This is a genomic window from Marinomonas epiphytica, from assembly GCF_054780655.1.
Map to the genome: position 1 here is coordinate 73870 of NZ_BAAGVX010000016.1, position 11961 is coordinate 85830.

The 11961-nt window shown below is 45.9% G+C and carries 12 protein-coding genes and 1 rRNA gene; 12 read left to right on the plus strand and 1 reads right to left on the minus strand.

Features of this window, described 5'->3' with window-relative positions:
- The first annotated feature begins 187 nt into the window (after nt 1–187).
- The 5 genes from rplU to ACYVGZ_RS04980 all read left to right on the plus strand — a co-directional run bounded on the left by rplU (nt 188) and on the right by ACYVGZ_RS04980 (nt 3635).
- Nucleotides 188–496 carry a 50S ribosomal protein L21 gene (gene rplU, locus ACYVGZ_RS04960; RefSeq protein ID WP_460752051.1) on the plus strand — a complete coding sequence of 103 codons (309 nt, stop codon included), beginning with the start codon at nt 188–190 and terminating at the stop codon, nt 494–496.
- A 33-nt stretch (nt 497–529) separates the two neighbouring features.
- A complete protein-coding gene (rpmA, locus tag ACYVGZ_RS04965) occupies nt 530–787 on the plus strand; it encodes a 50S ribosomal protein L27 (RefSeq protein ID WP_460752053.1) in 258 nt (85 codons plus the stop codon).
- Nucleotides 788–895: 108 nt separating this feature from the next.
- Complete coding sequence (gene cgtA, locus ACYVGZ_RS04970; RefSeq protein ID WP_460752056.1) at nt 896–2086, plus strand: Obg family GTPase CgtA; 1191 nt, start codon at nt 896–898, stop codon at nt 2084–2086.
- A gap of 44 nt (nt 2087–2130) precedes the next feature.
- Nucleotides 2131–3255 (plus strand): glutamate 5-kinase, encoded by a 1125-nt coding sequence (gene proB, locus ACYVGZ_RS04975; RefSeq protein ID WP_460752059.1) that lies wholly within the window; start codon nt 2131–2133, stop codon nt 3253–3255.
- Between the two features lie 17 nt (nt 3256–3272).
- A complete protein-coding gene (locus tag ACYVGZ_RS04980) occupies nt 3273–3635 on the plus strand; it encodes a diacylglycerol kinase (protein WP_460752062.1) in 363 nt (120 codons plus the stop codon).
- 60 nt (nt 3636–3695) lie between these two features.
- Here the strand turns inward: ACYVGZ_RS04980 and rpsT are convergent, their stop codons facing one another.
- Nucleotides 3696–3959 (minus strand): 30S ribosomal protein S20, encoded by a 264-nt coding sequence (gene rpsT / locus ACYVGZ_RS04985; protein ID WP_460752065.1) that lies wholly within the window; start codon nt 3957–3959, stop codon nt 3696–3698.
- 232 nt (nt 3960–4191) lie between these two features.
- On the opposite strand from rpsT, the gene murJ reads away from it, so the two are divergent.
- The 7 genes from murJ to ACYVGZ_RS05020 form a co-directional block, all read left to right on the plus strand.
- Nucleotides 4192–5763 carry a murein biosynthesis integral membrane protein MurJ gene (gene murJ / locus ACYVGZ_RS04990; RefSeq protein WP_460752068.1) on the plus strand — a complete coding sequence of 524 codons (1572 nt, stop codon included), beginning with the start codon at nt 4192–4194 and terminating at the stop codon, nt 5761–5763.
- 128 nt (nt 5764–5891) lie between these two features.
- Complete coding sequence (gene ribF / locus ACYVGZ_RS04995; protein WP_460752081.1) at nt 5892–6815, plus strand: bifunctional riboflavin kinase/FAD synthetase; 924 nt, start codon at nt 5892–5894, stop codon at nt 6813–6815.
- A 39-nt stretch (nt 6816–6854) separates the two neighbouring features.
- Complete coding sequence (gene ileS, locus ACYVGZ_RS05000) at nt 6855–9677, plus strand: isoleucine--tRNA ligase (protein ID WP_460752071.1); 2823 nt, start codon at nt 6855–6857, stop codon at nt 9675–9677.
- Nucleotides 9678–10184: a signal peptidase II gene (gene lspA, locus ACYVGZ_RS05005; protein WP_460752074.1), complete on the plus strand. Its 507-nt coding sequence runs from the start codon at nt 9678–9680 to the stop codon at nt 10182–10184.
- Complete coding sequence (locus ACYVGZ_RS05010; RefSeq protein WP_460752076.1) at nt 10181–10609, plus strand: FKBP-type peptidyl-prolyl cis-trans isomerase; 429 nt, start codon at nt 10181–10183, stop codon at nt 10607–10609. The genes lspA and ACYVGZ_RS05010 overlap by 4 nt, the downstream gene beginning before the upstream one ends.
- A complete protein-coding gene (gene ispH, locus ACYVGZ_RS05015; protein ID WP_460752079.1) occupies nt 10609–11562 on the plus strand; it encodes a 4-hydroxy-3-methylbut-2-enyl diphosphate reductase in 954 nt (317 codons plus the stop codon). The genes ACYVGZ_RS05010 and ispH overlap by 1 nt, the downstream gene beginning before the upstream one ends.
- A 292-nt stretch (nt 11563–11854) precedes the next feature.
- Nucleotides 11855–11961: ribosomal RNA gene (locus ACYVGZ_RS05020) — 16S ribosomal RNA — on the plus strand; the annotation flags it as partial.

Here is an 11961-nt window from a genome sequence, read left to right on the forward strand (position 1 = left end):
ACCATATTAGGCTTGGTTTGTGCTTGTGTTAAGTGGTGTGATTTTGTACAATCTTGCGTCCGATTTACCCACATTTTGCTCCCTATCATATGGCAGTGTTGTTTCATCGAAAGATTAAACACACAGATGCCACTAGAAGTAGGTCAAATTAAATTTAGTAGCCGGGTAGATCTAATTGGAGAAGAACATGTTTGCAGTGATCAAAACTGGCGGTAAGCAATACCGTGTAGAAGAAGGCCAAACCCTTAAAGTTGAGAAGTTGGCTGTAGAAGAAGGTGGCGTTGTAGAGTTTGACGACGTACTTCTTGTAAGCAATGGTGACGACGTTAAAGTTGGCGCACCTGTTGTAGAAGGCGCAAAAGTAACAGCTGAAGTTGTTGCTCACGGTCGCGGAGATAAAGTGAAAATCTTGAAATTCCGTCGTCGTAAGCATTCTATGAAGCGTATGGGTCATCGTCAGTGGTTCACGGAAGTGAAAGTAACTGGCATTAACTAAGCGTTAACAAATTCATTTTTTAAGGAGTAAATCATGGCTCACAAAAAGGCGGGTGGTAGTACTCGTAACGGTCGCGATTCCGAGTCGAAACGATTAGGTGTTAAGCGTTTCGGTGGTCAAGTAGTGGTTCCTGGTAACATTCTAGTTCGTCAACGTGGTACTCAGTTCCACGCTGGCGAAGGTGTTAAAATCGGTAAAGACCACACTTTGTTCGCAGTTGCTGAAGGCCAAGTGAAGTTTGAAGTTAAAGGTAAATTTAAGCGTCGTACAGTTTCTGTCGTTGCTGCTTAATTAGCCTGCTAAAAAACTTAAAAAGAGCTCCGCATGCGGGGCTTTTTTTTTGCAAGAATTCTATAATCAGGCTTAATAGAGTCTGAGAACCCACAAAGGGGTATAACTGTGAAATTTGTAGATGAAGCCAGTATCTATGTTCGTGCCGGTAAAGGTGGTAATGGTGCCTTAAGTTTTTGGCGTGAAAAGTTTGTTGCTAAAGGTGGCCCTGACGGCGGCGACGGCGGTAATGGTGGAAGTGTGGTGTTAGTGGCAGATGAGTCGCTTAACACCTTGATTGACTTTCGCTATACCAAGAAATACATAGCGGAAAATGGACAAGGTGGCCAGGGTCGAGATATGACCGGTGCCAAAGGTGAAGACTTAGAAATTAAGGTGCCGGTAGGGACCACTGTGATCGATGAAGACACAGGTGAAACTCTCGGTGACCTTGTGCGAATTGGGCAAAAGCTGAAAGTAGCTCAAGGTGGGCACAGAGGGTTAGGTAATACCCGCTTTAAGTCCAGTACGAACCGCGCGCCTCGTCAAACAACTAAAGGCACGGTAGGTGAAGAGCGTACGCTGAAGTTGGAAATGAAGGTGTTGGCCGATGTGGGGCTTTTGGGGTTGCCGAATGCGGGTAAATCGACCTTTATTCGTTCTGTCTCGTCAGCTAAGCCCAAAGTGGCAGATTACCCTTTCACGACCCTTGTGCCTAACTTGGGCGTGGTTAAGGTTAAAAAACACCAAAGCTTTGTGGTTGCTGATATTCCAGGGATTATCGAAGGGGCTTCTGAGGGGGCTGGGCTAGGTATACGCTTTTTGAAACACCTTGTGCGCAACCGTATCCTGTTGCATATAGTTGACCTAGCGCCTTGGGATGAGGTCACGCCTGCTGAGGCGGCACAAATTGCTGTCAATGAGTTGGAGCAGTTCAGTCCTACGCTTGCGCAACGTGATCGCTGGTTGGTGTTGAACAAAACCGATATGGTGCCTGCAGAAGAGCTGGAAGAGCGTTGTCAAAGTGTGATTGATGCTCTGGGTTGGCAGGGTAAGGCGTATCGTGTATCGGCGATTTCTGGAGAAGGTACGGAATTGCTTTGTCTGGATTTAATGACTGCGTTAGAAGAACAGCGTGAGCGTTTGGCGGAAGATCCTGAAGCACAGGAAGAAGAAAGAGCCATTCGTGAGCAGATTGATGAAGAAGGACGTCAGAGAATCTTGTCGTTACGCGAAAAACGTCGCAAAGCGGGGCAGGAGTTGGATGATGACGACTTTGATGATGACGATTACGATGTAGATGTAGAATACGTTCAGTAGTGAGTTGTTGGTGTTTTGTCTGAGAGTGTGAGTAAAGCAGTATCATGAATATGAGAGAGAAAATAGCAAAAGCGCAGCGCATAGTCGTGAAAATTGGTAGTGCCTTGTTAACTAACGATGGCGCGGGCCTCGATGTCGATCGGATTGGTCTCTGGGTCGCGCAAATAGCGGATCTTCGTGCGCAAGGTAAAGAGGTGGTGTTAGTGTCCTCTGGGTCTATCGCTGCCGGCATGAAGCGCTTAGGTTTTACTTCTCGTCCTAAGCAGCTTAATGAGCTCCAGGCTGCAGCTGCAGTGGGGCAAATGGAGTTGGTGGGGGTGTATGAATCTTTCTTTGAAATTCATGGCTTAAATACTGCTCAGATATTACTTACTCATGATGATCTTTCTAATCGTCGTCGTTACTTGAATGCGCGCTCGTCATTGAGGGCTTTGCTGGGATTTGGTGTCATTCCAATCGTCAACGAGAACGATACGGTGGTGACCGATGAAATTCGTTTTGGTGATAACGACACTCTAGGGGCCTTGGTGGCTAACCTAGTGGAGGCGGATGCGCTCATTATTTTGACCGATCAACATGGTTTGTTTGATAAAAACCCTCGAGATCATAAAGATGCAACATTAATCACGCATGCTTTGGCTTCCGATGAAAGCTTGGAGGCAATGGCGAGCGGTGGCGCGGGTGTGCTAGGTAGTGGTGGCATGTTAACCAAGGTGCGGGCTGCACGTTTGGCTGCACGTTCAGGGGCGGACACTTTAATCGTTTCTGGAAGGGTGGAAGATGTGATTCTGCGAGCTGCCAGTGGTGAAGAGTTAGGTACCTGGTTGCAGCCTGAGCATGAGCCTTTGGCGGCCCGAAAGCAATGGCTGGCAGGGCACCTTAAGAGTCGAGGTGCTTTGGTATTGGATGCTGGCGCGGTATCAGCGTTAAGGCGTTCAGGGACTAGTCTTTTGCCTGTGGGAGTGAAGGATGCGCAGGGTGATTTTTCCCGTGGCGATATGGTGATTTGCGTGGATGAGCAGGGCGCTCTAGTGGCGCGAGGTTTGGTTAACTACAGTGTGGCTGAAGCTTTGAAACTGCTTGGGCATGCCTCTTCTGAAATCGGTGATATTTTGGGCTACGAGAGTGGGCCAGAGCTTATTCACAGAGATGATTTGGTGATCATCTAATAAACAGTAGGTGTTGCATGGCAAAGCCAGATAAAGTGGGGTTGGGGCGCATAATTGACGCGGCGAAATATTCTCGACAAGGGTTGAATGCTCAGTGGCGCTACGAAGCCTCGTTTAGGGCAGATGTGGTCTTATTCTTGCTGTCTTTGCCGTTGGCCTTTTGGCTGTCGGAATCTGCAATTGAATGCGCTTTGATGGTGTTTTCTGTCGGTTTGGTTCTAATTGTCGAGACGTTAAACTCAAGTGTGGAAGCGGTGGTTGACCGTATCAGTGATGAGCATCATGAGCTTTCTGGCCGGGCAAAAGATCTCGGTTCTGCTGCTGTGATGTTGACCTTGATGTTAGCAGGGTGTGTTTGGTTGATTCTGTTGACTAGTTAGGGGTGTTATAGAGTTTATAAGATATAAAAAAACCGGCGGTAGCCGGTTTTTTTATAGGTATTAGGCCAGTGCTTTGATTTTAGCACTCAAGCGGCTCTTATGACGAGCTGCTTTGTTTTTGTGATATAGGCCTTTGTTAGCAGCTTTGTCTAGCTTAGAAGTTGCTAGAACGTAAGCAGCTTGTGCTTCAGCTTGATTGCCTGATTCGATAGCCGCATCTACTTTTTTCAAGTAAGTACGAACCATTGAACGAAGGCTACCATTGTGAGCGCGGCGTTTGATTGCCTGGCGTGCACGTTTTTTTGAACCGGCGGAGTTTGCCACGGTCTGGCTCCTTTAATTTTATATCTATGAAACGACCTAGCACTTTGCTTGGTCGTGAAATTAATGTCAAGTTTTAACTTGAAAATCTCGCGGCGAATTTTACCAGTTTTTCAGGATGTCTCAACCCTATTATACAAATAATAGTCAAATCAGTTGATATTCTTAGTTCGCTCCCTCTGTACTAGGGTGATATCCTTAGCGGAATTTGAACTCTTCTGCGTGAACTTTATTTATGTCGAAATCGAAACAGGCTTTGAATAAAAAGTCTAAGCCCTCGTCGTTGCTGCGTTCTGGGGTGCTTGTGTCTATTTGTACCTTTGTGTCGCGTATCTTGGGTTTGGCTCGTGATGCGGCGTTGGCCTATATGCTGGGAGCGAGTGCCAGTGCAGATGCATTTTATGTGGCTTTTAAAATCCCTAATTTTTTTCGGCGTTTATTTGCAGAAGGGGCCTTTGCTCAGGCTTTTGTACCAGTATTAAGTGATTATCGAGTCAACCAAACAAAAGAAGAAGTTCGGGAGTTGGTCGCCGCGGTGACCGGCTCTTTGGCCCTAGTGTTATTGGTAGTAACGGTTTTGTTTATGGTGGCAGCTCCGTGGGTTGTGTATATTTTTGCGCCGGGTTTCTCTGATGATGCAGCTCAACTGGCGTTGGCTTCAGAATTGTTAACCATTACCTTTCCTTACCTTTTGTTTATTTCGCTGACTGCTCTTGCCGGGGGGATTCTGAATGCTCATGGTGAATATGGTGTGCCAGCGATCACCCCGATTTTGCTTAATCTGTCTTTGTTGGTGGCAACACTGGGCTTTGCTCAATATGCAGTTCAAGCTGAAAAAGTGGTCGCTTGGGGGGTATTTGCGGCTGGTTTGGTGCAGCTTCTTTTTCAGGTGCCGTTTCTTGCTAAATTGAAATTGCTACCTATGCCTAAGTTGGGTTTTTCTCACCCAGGTGTAAAAAAAATTCTATTGTTGATGGGGCCTGCTCTGTTTGGTGTTTCGGTGGGGCAAATAAACTTATTACTGGATACTGTGCTCGCGTCATTCTTGCAAACAGGCAGTATCACTTGGTTGTATTTGTCAGATCGCCTATATGAGTTGCCGCTAGGGATCTTTGCTATTGCGATTAGTACTGTCATTCTGCCTACTCTGTCACGTAATTTTGCGGGTGATGATAGGGCACGCTTTTCCTCTACATTAGATTGGGGGTTACGAGTGCTGTTGTTGATTGCGGTGCCTTCTGCGGTGGCTTTGTTTATGTTGGCTGAGCCTTTGATTGCGACCATTTTTTATCGAGGTGAATTGACCGAGCAAGATGTTTTGATGGCGGCGCAGAGTCTGCAGGCCTATTCTTTGGGGCTGGTCTTTATGATGCTAATCAAGGTTTTAGCGCCGGGTTATTATGCGCGCCAGGATACAAAAACGCCTGTGCGTATCGGTATTATTGCGATGATTGCAAATATGGGGTTTAACCTTATCTTAGTGTGGCCTCTGGGGCATGTTGGGTTGGCACTTGCGACTACGTTATCTGCTTTGCTTAATGCCTTTTTGCTTTGGTACGGCTTGCGTAAACAGGGGCATCATATGTTTACTGGGGCTTGGCGAGCTTTGCTCAGGATTTTGTTAGTAGGGAGTTTTGCACTTATTGCTTGCCTGTGGGGCTTTTTGCAAATGGGCTGGCAATGGACGCAAATGAGTGATCTGGATCGCGTTGGCTGTATGTCTGTTGTTGTCGTGTGTGGTGTCTCAGTTTATGTTCTTGCGGCGTTTTTGGCTGGTTTGCGGCTACGTATTTTGAAGCATTCTTGAGTGTGGGGTGCTGCGGGTGACTCATCATTATTTTGACTCGCCTTGCAGCCCTACCTTCAAGTGCGGAACTGCTATATAATCGCGGTTATTTTTTCGACGCTAAGCAAGACGTTCCGGCATGGGGTGATATGGAGTTAATACGCGGTATTCACAATATCCGTTCAAAGCACAAAGAAAGTGTGTTGACGATAGGTAACTTCGACGGTGTTCACCTAGGTCATAGTGCTATTTTAACGCGTGTAAAAGAGCTGGCTAATCGTTATAAGTGTCCTGCTGGCGTTATGATTTTTGAGCCTCAGCCACGGGAGTTTTTTGCTGCGCAAACGGCTCCTGGTCGTATTGGACGATTGCGAGACAAAGTGACTTGGCTGGCAGAACAGGGGATCGATTTTGTTTTGTGTATGCCATTTAACCCCAAACTTCAACAGCTTACAGCGCAAGCTTTTTGTGAGCATATATTGCTAGATGGCCTATCGGTTCAGCACTTAGTTGTAGGGGATGATTTTCGGTTTGGTTGTGACCGACAAGGAGACTTTGCCTACTTGCAAGGTTTTGGCATGGATCACAAGTTTAATGTTGAAAACACTCCGTCAGTGTTGAACTTACAAGGGCAGCGAATTAGCAGCACTCTAGTGCGTGAAGCCTTAGAGCAAGGCGATGTCATGGGGGCGCAACAAAATATGGGGCACCCTGTTACCTTGAGTGGTCGTGTGATTCAAGGTCAACAATTGGGGCGCACTTTAGGCTTTCCGACAGCGAATGTACATTTGAAGGGTATTAAGCCCGCCCTATCAGGGGTTTATGCGGTAACACTAGAAGTGCAAGGAAAATTGCACGAAGGGGTTGCTAATATTGGTGTTCGCCCTACCGTACAAGGTAAGACGCCCATCTTAGAAGTGCACCTATTCAATTTTAACGGTGACCTGTACAACCAATACGTAGAGGTGACTTTCTGTCAGTTTATTCGGGCAGAACAAAAAATGGCCAGCTTAGATGCGCTGGAAAAACAAATACAATGTGACAAAGAAGAAGCAATTCGTTTCTTTGCCTAATCAGTGAACTGATGATCTTTGAGGATAAAGCAGAAAACCATGAGTGATTATAAACCGACGCTTAATTTGCCACAGACTGACTTCCCAATGCGTGGAGACTTGGCAAAACGTGAACCGGCGATGCTTAAACGCTGGCAAGATATGGATCTATATAAGAAAGTACGTGACATTAGCAAAGGGCGCAAATCATTCGTTCTCCATGATGGCCCTCCATACGCTAACGGTAGTATTCACATTGGTCATGCGGTTAATAAAATCCTCAAAGATATTATCGTAAAATCCAAAACTGTGAGTGGCTACGATGCGCCTTATATTCCTGGTTGGGATTGTCACGGTTTGCCTATTGAGCATAAGGTCGAGCAGTTAATTGGCAAAGCTGGTAGCAAAGTATCTTACAAAGAATTTCGTGCTAAATGTCGTGAATATGCCTACTCGCAAATTGAAGAGCAAAAGAAAGACTTTGTGCGTCTTGGTGTTATGGGGGATTGGGATAAACCGTATCTCACCATGAACTTTGAAACGGAAGCTAATATAGTTCGAGCGTTAGGCAAAATTGCTCAGAATGGTCACCTTGTAAAAGGCTTTAAGCCAGTTTATTGGAGTGTTGTGGGTGGTTCTGCTTTGGCTGAAGCTGAAGTGGAGTATCAAGATAAGACCTCATTGTCGCTTGATGTACGTTATGCTCCTAAAGACGAAGCCGCTTTACTAGCAAGCTTTTCTGACCTAGAGGGCGAAGGTAAGGTGTCTGTTGTTATTTGGACTACCACCCCTTGGACACTTCCAGCAAGCCAAGCCGTGTCTATTCACCCTGAATTCAACTATGCGTTGGTTGAGGTTGATATGGGGCAGGGGTTAGAGCGCTTAATTTTTGCTGAAGACATGGTAGACGATGTCATGGCTCGATACGGTAAGGAAAACTACCGTGTTGTTGGGCGTGCGCTAGGTAGCAATCTTGCAGGAACGCTGTTAAGTCATCCGTTTATAGAGCGTGATATCCCTGTGATCTTGGGCGACCATGTTACGACTGACGCTGGTACGGGCTGTGTGCATACGGCACCTGACCACGGTGTAGACGACTTCAATGTTGGCCGTGCTAATGGCTTGTCTACGATTAACTTGGTGCAAGACAACGGCGTGTACTCAGAGGCCGCTGGAGAGTTTGCTGGTCTGCATGTTTATAAAGTAGACGGTGCTATTTTAGAGGCTTTGAACCGTAACAGTGCTTTGGTGTTCGAGTCTAAAATATTTCATAGTTACCCGCATTGCTGGCGTACTAAGACTCCATTGATCTTCCGTGCTACACCTCAGTGGTTTATCAGCATGACAGAAGAAGGTTTACTGGATGCTGCGAAAAACGCAGTTGAAGGGGTGAAATGGGTGCCAAGTTGGGGGCAAAATCGCATGGAAGGGATGTTAAATAACAGTCCTGACTGGTGTGTGTCGCGCCAACGTACTTGGGGTGTGCCTATTGCTCTTTTCATCCATAAGGAAACACAAGAACTTCACCCAGAGACACCACGTTTGATTGAAGAGGTTGCCAAACGTATTGAAGGGGAAGGTATTGATGCTTGGTTTGAGCTGGATGCCGCTGACCTACTTGGTGATGAAGCAGAGCAATACAGTAAGGTGACAGACACTTTAGACGTATGGTTCGACTCAGGTGTGACGCACTATTCAGTGATCGATCAAAGAGAAGAGCTTAGCTTCCCGGCCGATTTGTATTTAGAAGGCTCAGATCAGCACCGTGGTTGGTTCCAATCTTCTTTGAAAACCTCCATTGCCGTTCGTGGTGTACCTCCATACAAGCAAGTGCTAACTCATGGTTTCACAGTAGATGGTGATGGCCGTAAGATGTCCAAATCTCTTGGGAATGTATTGTCTCCACAGAAAGTGATGGATACTTTGGGGGCAGATATCATTCGCCTTTGGGTTGCAGCGACAGACTACACCACAGAAATGACTGTGTCGGATGAGATCTTAAAACGAGTAGCAGATTCTTACCGCCGTATTCGTAATACTGCTCGTTTCATGTTGTCCAACATGAGTGGCTTTAATCCAGCAACGGATTTAGTGCCGAACAATGAAATGATTGCTCTAGATCGCTGGATTGTCGATCGTGCAGCCCAATTACAAGTAGAAATCAATGATGCTTACAATGAGTATCAATTCCACTCTGTAGTGCAAAAGATACAGAACTTTTGTTCTCTTGATTTGGGTAGTTTCTACCTTGATGTTATTAAGGACCGTCAGTACACCACGCAAGCGGATAGCCTTGCTCGTCGTTCTGCACAAACTGCCTTGTATCACATCATGGAAGCATTTGTTCGTTGGGTTTCACCTATCCTTAGCTTTACTGCCGATGAACTATGGCAGTCTCTGCCAGGTGAGCGCAGTGAGTCAGTATTCTTGTCGACTTGGTATGAAGGTTTAGAAACCTTGTCGGGTGAAGAAGCTATGGGGCGTGATTTCTGGAAACAAGTGCTAGAGGTTAAGGTTGCCACAAATAAGGTAATCGAGGCGGCTCGTAGCGAAGGTAAAATGAAAGCGAGTCTAAGCGCTGAAATTACTCTGTACTGCAGTACTGAACTACAGGAGTTGCTGAATAGCCTGAATGATGAGTTGCGCTTTGTTCTCATAACCTCAGACGTGAAAGTGCTGCCTTTAGAGCAAGCCGAAGAAGTGGCTGTTGCCACCGATCTTGCAGGCTTAAAAGTCTCTGTTGAAGTAAGTCAGAACACTAAGTGTGTTCGTTGTTGGCACCACAGAGAAGAGGTCGGGCAGCGCGAGGAACATCCTGAGTTGTGTGATCGTTGTATTAGCAATCTGCCAGACGGAGAGGGCGAGCAACGCCTATTTGCTTAAATGACAATAAAAGCAATGTGGCAAAGGTTGAGTAGCTGGTGGATACTGGCTGCTTTCTTGTTTTTACTTGATTGGCTGACTAAGCAAGCCGTTGAGTCGAACCTGTACTATGGTCAAGAAATCGCAGTATGGCCATTTTTCGACTTAACTCTGCGTTATAACACTGGGGCTGCGTTTAGCTTTTTAGCTGGCGCTGGTGGTTGGCAGCGATGGTTCTTCTCCATTATAGCTATATTGGTTGTGCTGGGGATTAGTTGGCGGCTCATTAAGATCGCCCATACCAACCGCTGGGAAGCGATTTCATTAAGTCTGATTCTTGGTGGCGCCATTGGTAACTTATACGATCGACTAGTATACGGGCATGTGGTGGACTTTTTACAGTTTCACTGGCAACAAACATGGTATTTTCCAGCATTTAATGTGGCTGATAGTGCAATTACACTTGGTGTCATATTAATGCTGTTTGAAAGTGTACTGGCTAAAAAGCCAGAAGGTATAGAAAAATGAGTTTAGTGACTGAGAACAGTCGAATCACTTTGCATTTTGAGCTGTCTCTGGAAGACGGCTCCATCGTAGATACAAATTTTTCGCAAACACCAGCAAGCTTTGCTTTTGGTGACGGTAGCTTGTTACCAGCCTTTGAAGAGGCTTTGCTAGGTATGTCGGAAGGGCAAGAGAGCCGTTTTGAAATGCCACCTGAAAAAGCCTTTGGTGTTCGTAATGAAAGTAACATCCAGCGAATTGCGCGTACACAATTCTCAATGGACCTAGAAGAAGGCATGGTAGTGTCTTTTGCAGACGTCAGCAAAAATGAGTTGCCAGGGGTCATTGCAGCGATTAATGAAAACGATGTAGAAGTCGATTTTAATCATCCATTGGCTGGGCGCACACTCACTTTTCGTGCGCACATCATCTCGGTGGAGACGGCATAATGAGCTTTGCAATACAACTAGCAAACCCACGCGGCTTTTGTGCGGGAGTCGACCGTGCTATTGAAATCGTGAATCGCTGCCTGGATTTGTTTGAAGCGCCTATTTATGTGCGCCATGAAGTGGTACACAACAAATTTGTTGTCGAGTCATTGAAATCTAGAGGTGCGGTTTTTGTTGATGAGCTTGACCAAGTGCCAGACGACCACATTGTGATCTTTAGTGCTCATGGGGTATCAAAAGCAGTTCGAGACGAAGCAGCACGTCGTGGCTTAAAAGTGTTTGACGCAACTTGCCCGCTGGTGACGAAAGTGCACCTAGAAGTATTGCGCTATTCCCGTGACGGTATGGAGTGTGTATTAATTGGACACGATGGACACCCAGAAGTTGAAGGAACAATGGGGCAATATGATAATTCCAAGGGTGGGAATATCTATCTAGTAGAGAACCCCGAAGATGTTGCAAACCTAAAAGTCAATAATCCAGACAAGCTGGCCTTCGTGACCCAGACGACTTTGTCTATGGACGATACGTCAGTTGTGATTGATGCGTTAAGGGAGCATTTCCCTCAAATAGTAGGGCCGAAAAAGGATGATATTTGTTACGCGACTCAAAATCGTCAGGACGCAGTGAAAACATTAGCGCAAAACTCTCAGTTGGTATTGGTCGTTGGCTCTGTAAACAGTTCTAACTCAAATCGCCTAAAAGAGTTGGCTGAGCGTATGGGGACAAACGCTTATTTAATCGATAACGCGAGTGAAATTAATACCGCTTGGTTGCAAAGCATTGATAGCGTGGGAATTACCGCTGGAGCTTCTGCCCCCGAAGTCTTAATCAATGAAGTCATTGAGCGTCTTGTACAAGAAGGCGGTAAAACGCCAGAAGAACTACAGGGGCAGGAAGAGAATGTCTCTTTTTCCATGCCTAAAGAACTGCGTATTGTCGAGGTGAAGTAGCAAAATAGGGTGAGTACAAACTTTTTTATAAAAAAGTTAAAAAAGTACTTGCACTAAATCTGTAGATCCTTAATATACGCCCTCGCTGACACGGACAGGGCTTCAAACTCTTACAGAGATTGAGTCGCTTAAGTGTAACGGCAACGCTCTTTAAAATAGATAATCAGATAATTTGTGTGGGCGCTCGCTGGAGGCTTCAAAAAATATTGAAGTCTTACGAGACGTCTAACACGTCAATTCGCTTTATTAAGTAAATTGTTAGTGTTTCGATGCTTGAGTAAGCAAACTTTTTTAACTGAAGAGTTTGATCATGGCTCAGATTGAACGCTGGCGGCAGGCTTAACACATGCAAGTCGAGCGGAAACGATGATAGCTTGCTATCAGGCGTCGAGCGGCGGA

What these genes read in the sequence shown, in the direction of transcription:
- rplU (WP_460752051.1), top strand. Translation starts at nt 188, where the DNA reads ATGTTTGCAGTGATCAAAACTGGCGGTAAGCAATACCGTGTAGAAGAA.
- rpmA (WP_460752053.1), top strand. Translation starts at nt 530, where the DNA reads ATGGCTCACAAAAAGGCGGGTGGTAGTACTCGTAACGGTCGCGATTCC.
- proB (WP_460752059.1), top strand. Translation starts at nt 2,131, where the DNA reads ATGAATATGAGAGAGAAAATAGCAAAAGCGCAGCGCATAGTCGTGAAA.
- ACYVGZ_RS04980 (WP_460752062.1), top strand. Translation starts at nt 3,273, where the DNA reads ATGGCAAAGCCAGATAAAGTGGGGTTGGGGCGCATAATTGACGCGGCG.
- murJ (WP_460752068.1), top strand. Translation starts at nt 4,192, where the DNA reads ATGTCGAAATCGAAACAGGCTTTGAATAAAAAGTCTAAGCCCTCGTCG.
- ribF (WP_460752081.1), top strand. Translation starts at nt 5,892, where the DNA reads ATGGAGTTAATACGCGGTATTCACAATATCCGTTCAAAGCACAAAGAA.
- ileS (WP_460752071.1), top strand. Translation starts at nt 6,855, where the DNA reads ATGAGTGATTATAAACCGACGCTTAATTTGCCACAGACTGACTTCCCA.
- lspA (WP_460752074.1), top strand. Translation starts at nt 9,678, where the DNA reads ATGACAATAAAAGCAATGTGGCAAAGGTTGAGTAGCTGGTGGATACTG.
- ACYVGZ_RS05010 (WP_460752076.1), top strand. Translation starts at nt 10,181, where the DNA reads ATGAGTTTAGTGACTGAGAACAGTCGAATCACTTTGCATTTTGAGCTG.
- ispH (WP_460752079.1), top strand. Translation starts at nt 10,609, where the DNA reads ATGAGCTTTGCAATACAACTAGCAAACCCACGCGGCTTTTGTGCGGGA.